The sequence below is a fragment of the Pseudoalteromonas rhizosphaerae genome (assembly GCF_028885455.1).
GTDB classification, from domain to species: domain Bacteria; phylum Pseudomonadota; class Gammaproteobacteria; order Enterobacterales; family Alteromonadaceae; genus Pseudoalteromonas; species Pseudoalteromonas rhizosphaerae.
On sequence record NZ_CP118496.1, the window covers coordinates 3493442 to 3509790 of the forward strand.

Here is a 16349-nt window from a genome sequence, read left to right on the forward strand (position 1 = left end):
ATACCCACTATAAACGAACAAGTATAAAACACTGTAAGTGAATGACAATAAAGTAATTAAAAGTTTAAACTAGCTCGATCATAGCAACAGTAATAGGTTTAACTACTCTTGTAACTCCTTCATAAACTCTTTTACAAATCCTATAAGCTGCAAAATAAAAATAAACAAAAAAGGCACTGCACCAATAATTGCAATACTACGGTTAAGTAATTCATTATTTTGTAATAACAATACCCAGCTACTTAGAGCTAAAGTAAAAGACCACACATACAAACTAAATCGATGACTGCTTTTTGTCCCCGCTAAATTACGGATCACTAAAATTGCAGAATCTGCCGAAGTAGCAACAAAAATCAGTAATAATAATAAGCTCGACCAAATAAGCACACCTCCTTGCCAACCTAACTGCTTAAAAAATACAAATAAGCCTTGTGTATAATCAGTTTTAATAGCGGCCATAATGCCACTACTATGGCCGCTATCCCAAGCAATAGCAGATCCCGAAAAAACACTAAACCAAATTAAAGTGACGAAAGTTGGCACAATTACTACGCCAACAATGTATTGCCAAACTGGCCGACCTTGACTTATTTTAGCTAAAAAAACCCCAACAAAAGGTCCCCACGCTAACCACCAAAAATAATAATTATACGTCCAACTATTAGCCCAAGCAGGATCATTTAGTTGACTTGATAATTGCCATGTCCCTGTCACTAATAAGTGGCTATAAAATTTAACGCCACTGATCGCCACATCTATAATCGGTTGTAGTGGTACCATCATGATGAGCCAAATAAGTACTCCAAATGCTAAAAAAACATTAAATTGACTGAGTGTTTGAATACCCTTTTTTAATCCTAAGCGCGCAGATAAGCTAAACAACAGCGCTAATAACATAATAATAATCAAACCAACTAACCAAGGCGAGTTAATGCCAAGCTCAAGCTCAATCCCTTTTCGTAGTAATAATGTTGAATTTGCAATCGTGCCAACTACACCAAAAAAAATAGCTAAAATGGCCACTAACTGGATCACGTATTTACACTTTAGCTGCCCTTCGCGACTTAAAAATGAAGTTGTTACACTCAACACCGGAGCACTTATATCTCCCGCTTTGCCACTGTTATGGCTCAAACCACCTAAGACTAAGCCAAATACTGCGTAGAGTGCCCATGCATGAGCGCCCCAGTTTACTAACGTAATAGCCAATGCAGCACCTTGTCTATCAGGGTAAAGACTTTGCTTTAATGGCGGTTGCAATACGTGCATGGCTGGCTCAGCTACGCCCCAAAAAATTAAACCCGATCCCACTCCTGCAGCAAATAACATTGACAACCAACCAAAAGTTGAAAACTCGACAGATGTATGCTCTCCACCTATTTTACGTTGTCCGAGAGGGCTAATAGCCAGCACAATAACGCTTATCAATAAAAAATTAACTAACAGAAAAAATGGTCCACCCAACACTGATAATGCATTAATGATCAGTGGTTGAATATGCGCGGTGAGCATATCAGGAAATAATAGAGCCCCGCTAACAAATAGCACACACAAGGTGAGCGCTAGTTTTTCAAGATTCGACACTAATTTAGGAATACGAGCTTTAATTACCACATAGATACCTTAAAAATTATACTAATTAAATCGGTTTTATCAGCGCTAACGTTACGACGCTTTAAAGCTACACCAAAGCAACTTTTTAATTTTACATAATTTAGACACAAAAAAACCGGCCGCAGCCGGTTTTCTGATACTTAATACCAATTATATTGATTTACAGAGCTCTTGAACTCGCTTGCATGATCATGCATTTAATAAAACTGAGATCAATAAACTTTACTTTGCAGCCAAAAGCTTCGCTTGCTCTTGTTGGCTTGCCATAAATTCGTTAAAGGTGCCGTGGAAATTAACCACTTCTTTGTCACGAATATCAATAATACGAGTTGCCAATGATGAAACAAACTCACGGTCATGGCTGACAAAAATCAGCGTACCTTCAAAGCCTTTTAATGCATTATTAAGCGCTTCAATGGCTTCCATATCCATGTGGTTTGTCGGTTCGTCCATCACCAAAACATTTACGTCTTGCATCATTAATTTGCCAAACAATAGGCGATTTTTCTCACCACCTGAGCAGTTTTTAGCTTTTTTATTCGCATCATCCGCAGTAAACAATAACCGACCTAACATGCCACGCACCATTAAATCGTTATGCTTGGCTGTACGCCACTGTGACATCCAATCAAACAAGGTTAAATCGTTATCAAAGTCTTTACTACTATCTTGCGGACAATAGCCAATCGATGCATTTTCTGACCATTTTACAACACCGTGATTAGCTTCAAGTTCACCCACTAAACAGCGAATAAAGGTTGATTTACCAACACCGTTTTCACCAATAATCGCAAGTTTTGAACCCGCTTCTAAAATCAGCTCGCCGCCTTCAAACAATACTTCACCGTCAAAACCATGGCCAAAGTCTTCTAAGATCAATGCTTGGCGGTGCATCTTTTTACCTTCATCAAAATACAATGACGGCGCCATTCGGCTTGACGACTTCACTTCATCTAAGCTGATTTTATCCATGCGTTTAGCACGTGAACTCGCTTGTTTTGCTTTTGACGCATTAGCACCAAAGCGGTTAACGAAATCTTGTAACTCTTCAATTTCAGATTGCTTTTTAGCATTACCAGCAAGTAATTGATCACGAATAAGTGTTGATGCTTCAATGTATTTTTCGTAGTTACCTGGGTAAATACGCAGCTCACCGTAATCAATATCAGCCATATGAGTACATACCGCATTAAGAAAATAGCGGTCATGAGAAATAATGATCATGGTACATTTACGCTGGTTAAGTTCGTGCTCTAACCAGCTAATGGTATGAATATCCAAGTTATTGGTTGGCTCATCCAGTAATAAAATATCAGGGTTAGCAAACAAGGCTTGCGCAAGTAAGACGCGCAGCTTCCAGCCTGGGGCTACTTGTGACATTAGACCAAAATGAAATTCTTCTTCAATACCCGCTTTTAATAAAATATCACCCGCGCGGCTTTCTGCACTGTAACCATCCATTTCAGCAAAAACGCTTTCAAGCTCAGCGACTTTCATACCATCTTCTTCACTCATTTCTGGCAGTGAATAAATACGTTCACGTTCTTGCTTTATTTTCCATAATGCAACGTCACCCATGATCACAGTATCAACCACTGAGTATTGCTCAAATGCAAACTGATCTTGGCTTAAGTTACCGACTTTCAGTCCTGGGCCAATTGATACGTTACCTGATGTTGGCACTAATGAGCCATTGAGGATTTTCATGAAGGTTGACTTACCGCATCCATTGGCGCCAATTAAGCCATAACGATTACCGTTACTAAATTTAGCGGAGATATTTTCGAACAAGGGTTCGGCACCAAACTGCATGGTGATATTAGCGGTAGAGATCAAAATGAATTTCCTAAGCAAATACTGACAAGTACACTGTTCGCTGAATAAGGAAAAGTTAATACAGGCAATAAGACGGTATAAAGAGGCCGCGAATTATACAGGCACTAGCTGCACTAGTCGAGCTTAGTCTCAATAATTGACTCACCGAGCACTGGTTTTTATGTGACTTAAATAAATTTTAATGTCATCTACGGTTTCAGCCAATGATTTGTTCGATAGCAATAAAAAAGCGAAGGCAGTGCCTTCGCTTTTTTATCAAACGTCTCGTTTAAGCAAGCTTGTCTGAAGCAACTTTATAAGTTGGATCTTCTATTACATTAACTTCTACTAAGTCGCGCGCTTTATGTAATAACTGTATACAGTCTGGGCTCAAGTGGCGTAAATGCAACTGCTTACCTGCCTTGGTGTATTTATCAGCTAAAGTATCAATTGCTTCAATGGCACTGTGATCTGCCACTCGGCTGTATTTAAATTCGATGATAACGTCTTTAGGGTCATTTTTAACATCAAACAACTCCGCGAACTTTTTCACTGAGCCAAAAAATAATGGGCCGTGTAGTTCGTAGACTTTAGAACCTTCTTCATCAATGTAGTTTGTAGTAAAAATATGTTTAGCATGTTGCCATGCAAATACTAAGGCTGACACAATCACACCCACACATACTGCAATTGCTAAGTCAGTTATCACCGTTACACCCGATACTAATACAATGACAAAAGCATCTGATTTTGGGACGCGTTTCATCATTTTGAAACTCGCCCATTCAAAGGTGCCTAATACCACCATAAACATCACGCCAACCAATGCTGCCAGCGGCACCATTTCAATCAAACTGGCGGCAAAAATAATGAATGCTAGGAGCATTAATGCTGCTGTAATACCAGATAAACGCGAACGACCACCTGAGTTAATGTTGATCATTGATTGACCAATCATCGCGCAGCCCCCCATCGCACCAAAGAAACCACAGGTAACATTTGCAGCGCCTTGACCAATGCATTCTTTATTGCTGTGACCACGGGTTTCTGTGATTTCATCAATCAGGCTAAGGGTTAATAGTGATTCAATTAAACCAATTGCCGCTAAAATAAGTGCATAAGGTAAAATAATTTTCAGTGTTTCAAAGGTAAATGGCACCATTGGAATGTGAAATTGTGGTAAACCACCAGCAATAGTTGCCGCACTGTCACCAGTCATATCTTTTAAGAAATCAAGTACTGTACGCGCTTCTAAATCAAATCCGATAACAATGGCGGTTACAGTAACAATAGCGACTAATGTTGATGGCACAGCTGTAGTCAACTTTGGCAAAAAGTGAATAATAGCCATCGTTAAAGCGACTAATCCTAGCATGATCATCATCGGCGTGCCTGTCATCCACTGCATGCCACCTTGACCATCGGACACCTTAAATTGACCTAGTTGCGCTAAGAAGATGACAATCGCTAAACCATTTACAAACCCAAGCATCACCGGATGCGGAACCATACGAATAAACTTACCGAGCTTAAACACCCCTGCTAGTATTTGCAGTATCCCCATCAGCAATACAGTCGCGAAGAGATACTCAACCCCATGATCTAGCACTAAACTTACCATAACAACGGCAAGTGCACCGGTTGCACCGGAGATCATACCTGGGCGGCCGCCAAAAATAGCGGTGATCAAGCCAACAATAAATGCTGCATATAAACCAACTAAAGGCTCTACATTTGCAACAAACGCAAATGCAACAGCTTCAGGAACGAGCGCTAGGGCAACCGTTATACCTGATAAGATATCGTTTTTAGCAGAGCTCGGCGCCTTGCTTAATAAGTTAAACATTGAATTCCTCTTCGGGGTGTGGTATCAAAAAAGCGCTGAATTCTAACAAATTAAGCTAAGGTTAACAATTGCAGTAAGAGGAACATGCTAACGCCTTTATAGCGCTAGCATGATTAGATACGATTAAAGTGGCAGCGATGTACTGCGTTTGACACAAGTCATAGTGACATTTGAGTGAACTTCTTGAACAAATTCAAGATTCAATAAATTATCACGAACAAACTGTTCATAGCCTTCAATGCCTTTAGAAATGATCCGCAACATAAAGTCCATAGTGCCAGCCATACTGTAACATTCTGTTACTTCATCATAACTTAGGATAAGTCGTTCAAACTCAGCTAAATTTGTACGGCCATGATTTGATAAACGAACATGAGCGTACACTAGCATATCAAAGCCGAGCTTTTTCTCATCCAATAAGGCAACTTTGCCTTTGATGTAACCATCTTGCTCAAGCTTAGCAATACGACGCCAACAAGGTGATTGAGATAAACCGACTTTATCAGCAATATCAGCGGTCGAAAGACTTGCATCTTGCTGTAACAGTGCCAAAATTTGGCGGTCAACATGATTTAGAGACATTTTATTTCTTATTTATTTTACTAAATTGGTTAAATTATACATTGGTTTATAGGTTGAGTCTTGTACTTTTATGCATTTATTATGCGCAACTAACCAAATTTACCACTTATAAATGGATTCGATATGCGCTCAGTCAGCACTTTAGTGTCAGGTCCATGCCCAGATAGAATTCGCGTTTCATCAGGCAGTGTCAAAATTTGATTTTTAATCGAGTCAAGTAACTGCTGGGCATCCCCTTTAGGGAAGTCTGTACGCCCTACTGAGCCTTTAAAAATAACATCACCCACTATCACTAACTGATGTGTTGCTTCATAAAATACAATATGCCCAGGCGTGTGGCCCGGACAATGACGAATGTCAAATCGCAATTGACCCAATGTAAACGTATCACCATGACTTAACCAATGCTGAGGATGAAAAGGCGCAATTGGTGCAAAGCCAAACATTTGCGCTTGCATAGGTAATGCATCAAACCAAAACAATTCGTCTTTTTGTGGCCCGACAATATCAACAGAAAAATGCTCAGCAAGTACTTTTGCCGCACCGACATGATCAAGATGGCCATGGGTGAGTAAAATACACTGCAAGCTTAACTGATGCTTGGCAAGCTCAGTAATGATTTTATCAGCGTCGCCACCTGGGTCGATAACCGCTGCGTGGCGTGTTTGTTTACAAATAACCACTCGGCAATTTTGTGCAAAAGCGGTCACCGGTACGGTAATTATTTCCATATGTTAATTCTTTATTTGCGGTTTAGTGTCAAATGTCATCAGCACAGGATACTTTAAATAAGCTTGATCATAAAATGGCGTATGCTCATAGAGCCAGTTTAATCGTGCTTGTGCATCTTTAGCAAAAGCGGCATCCTCACGAATTTTTTTATCAAACTCAAGTGCAAGTGCCGGTTTATCTTTGAGCATATGGCGAGCATACGGCGCTAATGCATAGTTTTCCATGTACTCAGTACGTTGAAAAATCGTATTAAACTCACCCCACGCAAAAAATGAATCCGGTGCTTTGGGGTGTAAAAGATGGGCAACTAACTCACCGAAAGGTTGAGCAGTTTCAACTTTAGACCAACCGATCAGAGACTTTTCTGGTATATCGACAAAATCAAAATCTGCGTTTACTCGAAAGCGCCCTTCAAACGGTGCTTTATCAAATTCATGCTTTGTTACTACCGCGACTTTTAAATTAGTTACCAGCTCATCACTGCTCACGTTTTCTACTGTAATACCATGTAATTTGAGTTTTTCGACAATGTCTGGATACGCAGGTGGAATATAAAATGTACTTGGTACGGTGATCACGGTTTTTGCGTCCTTCTGCCAGTAAATAGGCAACGCATCATAGTGCTGTTTTTCGCCTAAATACTTTACTTCCATCTGGCCACTCAAGGCGCTTTTACTGCGCGAATATTTGATCCCTGCAAATGCGATAGTGTTTGGCTCTTTTGCATAACCGCGTTCAACAATAAGCTGGCTTGGCACAAAAGCTCGTTCTTTTTCAACCGCTTCGGTTAATTGATGATGATGTTGCGCCAATGCTGAAATAGCCCCATCTAAAAATACATAGGTGCCAAGTACACGTTGTTTATACGGTTTTAATGAATGATTTTCGACAAGAATTGTGGGTAACGATCTTAAATCCCCCCAACCATTCGAATAACGAGGCGTGGCAACCCAGCCCGCTAAGCCTTTTTTAAACTCGCGCTTATCCATTACAAATACCAGCGGCCCAGGTATATGGCCTTGCTCTTGTAATTTTGTGTCGATGATAGGTTTAAAATAATTATTGAGCGCATCTGACACACTTGGCGATTCACTGGCAAATACGGGGTTGTACCCGTAAGTTACATCGTATTGATAATCTGCACCGTCAGTCACATGCACATCGATATATAAATCTGGGTTAAACTGCTTGATCACCTTTAATACACCACGTACTTCCGGCGTATCTAGTTTGGTGAAATCACGATTTAAATTTAAATTATTAGCATTGGTTCTAAATCCCATTTCAACTGGCCCACGCTGGTTTATGCGATTAAACTGACTACTACGCTCATGGCCATCAACATTTAAAATAGGAATAAATAAGATGTTCACTTGGCTTAAAATATCTCGACGTTTACCGGTTGCAATATCGCGTAGCAACATAAACATCGCATCTTTACCGTCAATTTCGCCGGCATGAATTCCCGCTTGAATAAAAATAGTCGGCTTGGCGTTTTGCATTAACTGCGAAGGTGTAAATGCGCCATCTTCGCTTGCTACCATCATGTTGATCGCACGGCCACTGGCACTATGTGCAATAGTTTGCACTTGGAATTGGGTAGGGTTTGCTGCAACAAGACGATCTACAAAGGCCATAGTTTGCTGATAATTTGGTGACTTTAGCCCTTCGCTTAGTTCGAAATCAGTGGTTAATGGGCCTTTTTGTTGTATCAGTGCCAAACTTTGACCTTGCCATGGCAACAATGGCGGTAAATGGCTATCTAATGTAACACTGGCACTTAACAATAATAAACTGGCGATCATAGGACTCTCAAACGTTGGCCTCTTTAATAGCTTGAAATTATAACAAGGATAAATGACAGATCGCGTAAACTGCGGTGATTCAACAAAAAAATGCAGCCAATGACAATTTAAAAACTTTATAGGGCTAATTTTCACGCATTAAAAAAGGCGCTATAAAAGCGCCTTGCCACTCAAGAATAATGTGCTTAAAACATATCTTGATAAGGATTCGTTTTACTAAATGCAATGGCTTTATCAAAACCGGGAATATGCATGTCGGTATCAGAAATGACAATTTCATCTTCATCAATCATGCCATCACCAAAGCGATAGATTAGCTCATATTGTCCTAAGTCAGCTTGTTGCTGATAATTAGTCTGAGCAGCTGTAACGGTTTGATTGCTCAATGCATATGCATCCATCACCGCACTACCATGGCGTTTTGCTAACATTTTCATGGTCACCATGGGTGACAAAACAGTGGCTGTGGCATTATTTCCGCCAAAGCCTTTTGAATTAATAAAAGCAATATCCATGTCTTCGCATTGATAATGCTCAGTACGAATATCTAAATACTGGTTATGCACATCGTCGGCCACTTTATCTATGGTGGTAATACCCGGCATAATATTATGTGCAAATACACCCAGCGCCATCGCTAATTGGTCGCCACTAGCTGGCGCAATTGTGTGCCCTACATACGCTTTTGGTGCTGCTACTTTCCAATTATCAATGGCAAACGTTTGTGCCACCTTATGATAAATTAATGACTCTGTTACGCGGTTTTGCGGTGTGCTTGAACCATGCGCTAAAATAAAGCTACGTTGTTGTAATGCTTCTTTACCTAATAAGCTCGTGGCTAATGCCGCTGACTTCGCCATGGTTATATAATTACCCGGTCCCGGTGATGTAATTGATTTTTTAACACCATCAGCATTTACAAATACATCAGGCACGCAGCCTAGAATGTCTGCACCCAACTCCAGTGCTAACGCATCATCCATTAGAATCGCTACTTGTGCGCCTTCACCTAAAGTAAAGCCACAATTTTCGCCAAATGGGCGGCTACTTTTACGATAATCAGGCTCATCATCATTGCTTAAGTTATCCAAGCGGCGTAAACCTTCAATATTCGCCAGCGCACTCATATTACCAAAGCCTTCAACAACTTCAGGAGTAATTGCGCATTCAACACTTGCCACAATAGCAACACGTGTACGCCCTGCTTGTATATCGTTTACTGCAGCGCGCAAGTTATATAAAAATGTTGCACACGCGCCTGAAGTTGAAAACGTAGTGCCTACATTGCCCGTCACATAGGCATTAATAAAATCGGTCGACATTGTATTTAAGCCAAGCGCTAACTGCTTGGTGCTGACGCGATCACCTTGCTGGCGCGCTTTTACTAAACCACCTAAGCCCTTGTCATCCATTTGACCAATAACCGACGCTGAATAAGTGCCAATTTTATCAGGCTCAACACTATTCATAATGTGTTGCCAATCAAGTCCGGTTGATTTAATCGCGTCAGTAGCAGCAAAAATAGTGGCTTGTAAACCACGTGGCTGGTAGCGACTGTTGTACATAATAGACGGATCAAACCCTGTTGGTAGTTGCCCAGCCGATTTAATCGGATTATCGCGAGTAGAATCATGTTTAATATCAAACTGAGCCGCAATGGTTACTTTTACTTTTTTATTTTCAAGCTCTTCTACTTGCCAACTTGTAGGGACCGGCGAAGGTAAATCTTTACGACGTGTCTCAAACACAATGGCGCTTTCATCTGACGCGGTTAACGTCATTTTTTGCTGCCACGGTGTTGCATCGACATCAAAATGCTCTTTTTCAATTTTACGAATTAACGTACCGGCAATAATTTGCTCACCAAAGCGTGCTTCTATGTCGCTTTGCTCAACAGTATTGCCTTGTAAATCTTGCAGTTGCCCATTCACAAGACTCACTAAATTCATTAACGTGGCGAGGCCTAAAAATGTTTCTTGGCGGGCTTGAGTATCTAAGTTATTTAACACGATACGACGATAACCTTGATGAAAAGAAGTACGGCCTGCGGCGTTAATTCCACCCATGCCGATAATAACGGGTAATGCTGTCATAATTTACCTTGAGAAAACGTGTTATAGGAGAAGCTTGCAGTTTAGATGGATTTAATTATCAACATTGTGCTTAAATAGCCAAATAATGAGCCTATGAGGCCAAATCAAACTGGTCGGAGCAATTAAATGGACAACAACTTGGTACTTAGCCCTTTGCAAATAAGTATTTTGGTATACCAGCACTTATTGATCACCAGTGTCACCTTGCCAATTGAAATGCTCAGAGCCGGTGAGGCGTACGCCAAGGGGCATATAAACAGCGGAACTTTTCGGCCATTAACGATTAATTTAATCGCTGAGGACAGCGAACCTATCAAAAATCGCAGCGGCTTAGCAATATTACCGGATCACACTTACAGCACAGCACCTTACAGTGACTTGATTATTGTGCCCGGTATTTGGCGCAATCCTCGCCCTGTTGTCAGAGCAAACTCTGGGTTAGTTCAGTGGCTTGCCAGTAGCTGGCAAACGGGTAGCTCAATCATTGGCGTGGGTACTGGCAATTGCTTAGTCGCTGAAGCTAAGTTATTAAATGGTCACCCAGCGACAACCCACTGGCATTACGCAGAGCAATTTAAACGTGATTATCCACAGGTATTACTCAAACCTGACTTTTTCATCACCCAATCAGAACGTTTGTATAGCGTGGCAAGTTTGAATGCATTAGCGGATGTGATCGTGCATATTATTAGTCAATATTATGGACAGGCAGCTGCTCAGCATGTTGAGCGTAACTTTTCACATGAAATACGAAAGCCTTATGAAGATCAGCGCTACCTTGAGGGAGCCGTAGATAGACACCCTGACGAACTGATTGCGCAAATTCAATTTTGGTTAAAAAACAATTTAGCTGCCGAGCAAAGCCTAACCGAGATAGCACAATTATTTGGTTTGAGTTATCGTTCGTTCACGCGCCGATTTAGAGTTGCGACCAATCAAAGCCCGATTGAATACTGGCAACAACTTCGCGTGCAAACGGCAAAGGAGTTATTAGCGTCATCAAACTTATCGATTCAAGAAGTGGCACTAGAGGTAGGCTATAACGATCAAGGGCATTTAACTCGAGTATTTAAAAAAGTCTTATCACAAACCCCGAGTGAGTACAGAAAAGTAGTCAGGCGTAAATTGTTTGGTAATTAATTACATAAATAAATAAAGCATTCAGGAGCAACACCACTATGATCCAACAAGGTAGCGGCGAAGCATTAGTATTACTGCACGGTGTAACGTCTAGTTGTAAGGCATGGAAAAATGTTATCCCGACACTCAGCCAAAGTTACACTGTGTACGCATTTACCGCATTAGGGCATCGTGGTACTGCACCGCTTACAGGTAAAATAGAGATCCGTGATGTTATTGACGATATCGAGCGCCAATTAGATCAACATCAACTTGATAAGCCACATATTGTTGGGAACTCTATGGGCGGTTGGGTGGCAATCGAGCTTGCAAAAAGAGGCCGAGCGCAAAGTGTGTGTGCTCTTTCACCGGCTGGATGTTGGGATAATAAACGCAATGAGCAACGTTATGCGCTTAGTAAATTAAAGCGCATTGCAATGATTGCAAAGCTGACACAAGCCATTATTCCATTTCTAGCCCACTCAGCTTCAGTTAGAAAACTAGCTTTACGAGACATTGCAGAACACGGTGATAGGCTGAGTGTAACTGAGTTTTTATGCATGGTTGGCGATATATTAGGGTGTGAAGCTAAAGAGCACCTATTAAACACAACACAAAGGTTAGATTATACCCATCCTTTACCCTGCCCTGTAACACTTGCTTGGCCAGAGAAAGATAGGCTTTTTCCTATTCATTCAACGGCAAAATTGGCACAACAACTGCTGCCAGATGCCCGCTTTCAAGTCCTAAAAGGATTAGGCCATGTTCCCATGATTGATGATGCGAAGGCCGTCATAGAAATCATAATTGATAGTATTAATAATGCAAGAAACGCCACTTAATCGTGGCGTTCTGGTTCTTTTTTGTTGCCTCTGTAATAGCGTTTTGAGTAAATTTTCACATGACGATGCACGCCTTTGCTCAAGCTTTTAAATTTCGCTTCAAGCACATCGACACCGTATAAAATACCCACCACTAAAATAGACAGTTTTATCGCTGCCAATAAATTATTAGTGGCGATCACCACACCTATTGATGCCAACACCCAGATTGTCGCGGCCGAGGTAACTCCCACCACGGCACCATCTTTAGCAAGCATCACTCCAGCGCCTAAAAAACCAATACCGGTTATAATTTGGCCTACCACCCGTGAATGGTCAATCACATCACCGTGTAGCATAAAAGCCGTGGCTAAAAACAAATAAGTGCCCAGAATGATCAGCACCGAAGTGCGGATCCCTACAGGTTTACCGCGTAGTTGGCGCTCCATTCCTATTAAAGCGCCACAAAATGCGGCACTGCCTATTGCCGACCACGAATAGGGGGCGATATCTACTAATTCAAAAAAAGTCACTCAAAATCCTAAAATTACTGCATGTGTATAGCCAGTGCCGTACTCAAACGAGAACTACCGAAACTGGCCATTTTTAAAAAGTCACTCTTAGCGATGGGTACGTGTTGACAATCAATCGCCAGCTGTTTATCGCTTTCACAAAAAGGGTCATGGACATATAGACAATGCTCATCTAAATGCGTTACACACACCCAATGCGGTGACTTTTTACCATCAAAGCGATACGTACTGATCAATAGCACCACGGCCATTTTGGCTGCTAACCAGCGCTCTATGTGCTCAAGGGTTAAGTCTTGATACTTCACATCTAGTTTGTGATTAATTGCCTCAACCACAAATTGATTATGAACCGTGTGTAAAATTGCTTTCTTCTTATCACTTCTTACGCCATCAACAAACAATGTATCACGTGTATTAATAATCACATCGGCTGTAAAACCGCGTTTATTGGCAGCTAAAGCAAGTCCTAATGGATGACAACCACCATGACCAGAGGTCATAAAAATAGTGGTTGCTTCACGCCAAATATCAAGCTCATTCACTTGTGAAATAATCGCTTTTTTTATTGATGACATTGCCATTAATAATGCCGCTGGCCCGCAAGTAAATTCGGTTGTTTGCTGATACCAAGGCGTTTCACGCGAAAACTCAAGCTCATTGGTTTTACGAATGTTTTTTTGCATCCGCAAGGCATCACTATGATCATCATAATAGTCACTGTATTGCCCAAATACCCGATAGCCAAGCTTTTCATAAAGTGCGATTGCAGCTTTATTATTTACCGCCACTTCAAGGCGCATAAATAAGCGGCCACGTTCCGCGGTAGCTCGCTCCAGCGACTTTAAAAGCTGTTGAGCAAGCCCTTTACCCTGAGCTTGCGGTGTTACTGCTAACGAATATAAGCGAGCTAAACGAGTGCCTTTATGACACCACACCAAGCCATAACCAAGTAATTGGTTAGCTGATTCAGCAACCAACAAAATACCGTGTTTAGCCGTGATCCATCGTTTTAAACTGCGCGCACTGAGTCTGTCTTGGCTAAAGCTTTGTTGCTCTATTACAAGTAGTGCTTTTAAATCAGCCTCTGTGGCAGCTCGCACTGCCACACTATGCTCGGTCATTAACTTCGACCTCGTGCTTCGAGGCGTTGTTTAAATTCTTCCATAATGATCATATAAAGTTCATCACCTAAGTAACCATCTTCTACTTTATGGTCAATACTTGGGTTATCGTTTACTTCAAGCACATATGCACGGCCTTGATGTTCTTTAACATCCACACCATAGAGCCCTTTGCCCACAGTTTTACATGCTTTTAATGCCGCATCTAAAACTGCTTTTGGCAACTCAAAAGTAGGCAGTGTTTCAAAACCACCAGAGAAAAACCGTTTTGCATCATGATTATAAATTTGCCAATGATTACGCGCCATTAAATAACGGCATGCATAGATAGCACGACCATTTAAAACTCCTACTCGCCAATCGTATTCTGTGTACATATATTCTTGGGCTAGAACTAAAGCGCTAAATTCAAATAACTCAGCCAATTTTGCTGCCAGCTCATTGCGATCAGTTACTTTGTAGACACCTTTTGAAAACGACCCTTCAGGCATTTTAAGCACTAATGGGTAAGTAAATGCCTCTTCAAGCTGACTGATGGTTTCATCACTTTGATCAGCTACTACCAAGGTTTTTAAGCTCGGTACTTTTTGATAATTAAACGCATCATGTAAATACACTTTATTACAACAGCGTAAAATAGACTCAGCATCATCAATCACCACTAATCCTAGGCTCTGCGCCTTACTTGCCAGACGGTAAGTTGGGTGGTCAATTGCAGTTGTTTGGCGAATAAATAGCGCATCAAACTGAGCGATATTGTCTATTTCTTCAAAACTGAGCGCTTGAGCATAGATACCATGTTTAGCTGCCGCTTTAATAAAACGGGCTATTGCATCTTTATCGCTTGGTGGCACTTTTTCATTGTGATCAACTAAAATAGCCATATCCCAGCGGTAACGTTTTTGCGAACTGCTTATACGCCACTGTGTTTGCGTAAACTCAGTTAATTTAGCAACAAAGTCTTGATGCTGCTGAGTATTAAGCGACGCCAATGAACCTTGCTGTAACAGCCCGGCTTCATCTACAAATAAAATAGGCGCTGGATATTGTTTAAATACCGCTTTTGCTGCTTTGTTTTGTAGTTCATTTACTGCATGCCCAAAGTATAAGGCATCATCGAGATGGCCAACATTAAGCATCAAAGTTTGGCCATTACGTAGCGCATTAATCGTTTTTACGCTTGGCAATACTTGATGTTTACGTGCCTCAGCAAGTAATGAGCAATAATAGCCTTTACTCAAGTATTGGCTTGAGTCGCATAGATTAATAATGCGCGTTTTTGGCTCATTATGCTTTGGATAATCTCGTAAGTAGGTATTGAAGGTAATTACGTTTTCGAATGAGTGAGCAAGTGCCTGCTCGTTGTTATCAACCACAATCAAGGTTTTAAACACGACTTTTCCTAAAATAAGTCAAAATACAAATGTAAGAGTGAATATAAATAGAAACACCCATACTGCTAAGTCATCGTTGTGCAACACTTGTACTTAACAGGATGGGTGCTTTAGATTCAGCTACTGCTTAATCTACAGGTGATTTATAAAGGGTTTTTCGCTACCTTTCCAACGAGTAATTTTTAGCGTTAAGATAAGTAAATTTAATCAACCACAGTAAGATCAAAAAAAGCTGGTTAAAGCTCCTTTCAGCATCACTAACTTATTGAAATAATTTCTAATAACGTGGATTTATTCGCTATTGTAAAACTAAACTCATCACCTTGTTGCTTATCCATCAGTAATTGACCTAATGGTGACAGTGGTGTGAGAACATACACTGTAGTGTCTTTTATTTTAATGCTTAAACCACCAGAAAGTGGCCCTAAAAAATACCATTTTAGATTTTCGTCTTCATCGCAGATACAGACCAGCGAACCAATGGCAACTTTACTTGATACAGCGATTTTAAATGCCTTTTCAAACTCGATAATACTCAAATGGCAGTCATTCACACGCTGTGCTTGCCCTTGCGCTAAATAGGCAGCTTCTAGGCCTAATGTATCGTATTTATTTTCAGCAATATTTTCTTCATGAGTGGCGGTGTCATGGGCTGTCTTTGCAGCAGCCTGCGCGGTACTAAGTTGCGCCTCTAAAGCAAAACGCAGGCATTCAATCACATGGGTTTTATTCATATCTAAGGAATTATTTTAAATCTATAATGACTGTATTTTAACGTGCTTTGGGCTGCGTGTAACTCAATTGACTAAAAACAAGGTTATTCATAGGCATTGATTAGTAAATATGGAAGGATATTTTTTAATTACTCTTGATT

At 40.8% G+C, this 16349-nt stretch carries 13 protein-coding genes; 2 read left to right on the plus strand and 11 right to left on the minus strand.

What is annotated here, in order from left to right:
• Positions 1 to 102: 102 nt before the first annotated feature.
• The 7 genes from PVK79_RS14980 to PVK79_RS15010 all read right to left on the minus strand — a co-directional run bounded on the left by PVK79_RS14980 (position 103) and on the right by PVK79_RS15010 (position 10487).
• The gene (locus tag PVK79_RS14980) at positions 103 to 1614 is read right to left on the minus strand and encodes a BCCT family transporter (RefSeq protein WP_274803909.1); all 1512 of its coding nucleotides are present in this window, start codon (positions 1612 to 1614) and stop codon (positions 103 to 105) included.
• A gap of 222 nt (positions 1615 to 1836) precedes the next feature.
• Entirely contained in the window at positions 1837 to 3450 is a 1614-nt protein-coding gene (locus tag PVK79_RS14985) for an ABC-F family ATPase (RefSeq protein ID WP_145233148.1), read from the minus strand.
• Between the two features lie 268 nt (positions 3451 to 3718).
• Positions 3719 to 5275, minus strand: a complete 1557-nt coding sequence (locus PVK79_RS14990; RefSeq protein ID WP_145233147.1) for a SulP family inorganic anion transporter — start codon at positions 5273 to 5275, stop codon at positions 3719 to 3721.
• A 123-nt stretch (positions 5276 to 5398) separates the two neighbouring features.
• Positions 5399 to 5857 (minus strand): Lrp/AsnC family transcriptional regulator, encoded by a 459-nt coding sequence (locus tag PVK79_RS14995; protein WP_016707271.1) that lies wholly within the window; start codon positions 5855 to 5857, stop codon positions 5399 to 5401.
• A gap of 89 nt (positions 5858 to 5946) precedes the next feature.
• Positions 5947 to 6588: an MBL fold metallo-hydrolase gene (locus tag PVK79_RS15000; protein ID WP_145233146.1), complete on the minus strand. Its 642-nt coding sequence runs from the start codon at positions 6586 to 6588 to the stop codon at positions 5947 to 5949.
• A gap of 3 nt (positions 6589 to 6591) precedes the next feature.
• Positions 6592 to 8394 carry a M14 family metallopeptidase gene (locus PVK79_RS15005; RefSeq protein ID WP_257326091.1) on the minus strand — a complete coding sequence of 601 codons (1803 nt, stop codon included), beginning with the start codon at positions 8392 to 8394 and terminating at the stop codon, positions 6592 to 6594.
• Between the two features lie 185 nt (positions 8395 to 8579).
• Entirely contained in the window at positions 8580 to 10487 is a 1908-nt protein-coding gene (locus PVK79_RS15010) for a beta-ketoacyl synthase (protein WP_257326092.1), read from the minus strand.
• A 126-nt stretch (positions 10488 to 10613) separates the two neighbouring features.
• Here PVK79_RS15010 and PVK79_RS15015 point away from each other — a divergent pair, with 126 nt between their 5' ends.
• On the plus strand, positions 10614 to 11627 hold the full coding sequence (locus PVK79_RS15015) for a GlxA family transcriptional regulator (RefSeq protein ID WP_257326093.1): 1014 nt from the start codon (positions 10614 to 10616) through the stop codon (positions 11625 to 11627).
• 38 nt (positions 11628 to 11665) lie between these two features.
• Complete coding sequence (locus tag PVK79_RS15020; RefSeq protein WP_257326094.1) at positions 11666 to 12448, plus strand: alpha/beta fold hydrolase; 783 nt, start codon at positions 11666 to 11668, stop codon at positions 12446 to 12448.
• On the opposite strand, the gene PVK79_RS15025 is transcribed toward PVK79_RS15020, so the two are convergent.
• The 4 genes from PVK79_RS15025 to PVK79_RS15040 all read right to left on the minus strand — a co-directional run bounded on the left by PVK79_RS15025 (position 12445) and on the right by PVK79_RS15040 (position 16209).
• Positions 12445 to 12960 carry an MgtC/SapB family protein gene (locus tag PVK79_RS15025; RefSeq protein WP_257326095.1) on the minus strand — a complete coding sequence of 172 codons (516 nt, stop codon included), beginning with the start codon at positions 12958 to 12960 and terminating at the stop codon, positions 12445 to 12447. The two genes, PVK79_RS15020 and PVK79_RS15025, sit on opposite strands and share 4 nt — an antisense overlap.
• A gap of 14 nt (positions 12961 to 12974) precedes the next feature.
• Positions 12975 to 14081, minus strand: coding sequence for a GNAT family N-acetyltransferase/peptidase C39 family protein (locus tag PVK79_RS15030; protein WP_257326096.1), 1107 nt, complete (start codon positions 14079 to 14081; stop codon positions 12975 to 12977).
• Positions 14081 to 15475 carry a RimK family protein gene (locus PVK79_RS15035; RefSeq protein WP_145233138.1) on the minus strand — a complete coding sequence of 465 codons (1395 nt, stop codon included), beginning with the start codon at positions 15473 to 15475 and terminating at the stop codon, positions 14081 to 14083. Before PVK79_RS15035 ends, PVK79_RS15030 begins: the two co-directional genes overlap by 1 nt.
• Before the next feature lie 257 nt (positions 15476 to 15732).
• Entirely contained in the window at positions 15733 to 16209 is a 477-nt protein-coding gene (locus PVK79_RS15040) for a GreA/GreB family elongation factor (RefSeq protein WP_145233137.1), read from the minus strand.
• Between the last annotated feature and the right edge of the window lie 140 nt (positions 16210 to 16349).

Coding starts and splice junctions, on each gene's coding strand:
- PVK79_RS14990 (WP_145233147.1), bottom strand. CDS start 5,275: ATGTTTAACTTATTAAGCAAGGCGCCGAGCTCTGCTAAAAACGATATC.
- PVK79_RS14995 (WP_016707271.1), bottom strand. CDS start 5,857: ATGTCTCTAAATCATGTTGACCGCCAAATTTTGGCACTGTTACAGCAA.
- PVK79_RS15000 (WP_145233146.1), bottom strand. CDS start 6,588: ATGGAAATAATTACCGTACCGGTGACCGCTTTTGCACAAAATTGCCGA.
- PVK79_RS15005 (WP_257326091.1), bottom strand. CDS start 8,394: ATGATCGCCAGTTTATTATTGTTAAGTGCCAGTGTTACATTAGATAGC.
- PVK79_RS15010 (WP_257326092.1), bottom strand. CDS start 10,487: ATGACAGCATTACCCGTTATTATCGGCATGGGTGGAATTAACGCCGCA.
- PVK79_RS15015 (WP_257326093.1), top strand. CDS start 10,614: ATGGACAACAACTTGGTACTTAGCCCTTTGCAAATAAGTATTTTGGTA.
- PVK79_RS15020 (WP_257326094.1), top strand. CDS start 11,666: ATGATCCAACAAGGTAGCGGCGAAGCATTAGTATTACTGCACGGTGTA.
- PVK79_RS15030 (WP_257326096.1), bottom strand. CDS start 14,081: ATGACCGAGCATAGTGTGGCAGTGCGAGCTGCCACAGAGGCTGATTTA.
- PVK79_RS15040 (WP_145233137.1), bottom strand. CDS start 16,209: ATGAATAAAACCCATGTGATTGAATGCCTGCGTTTTGCTTTAGAGGCG.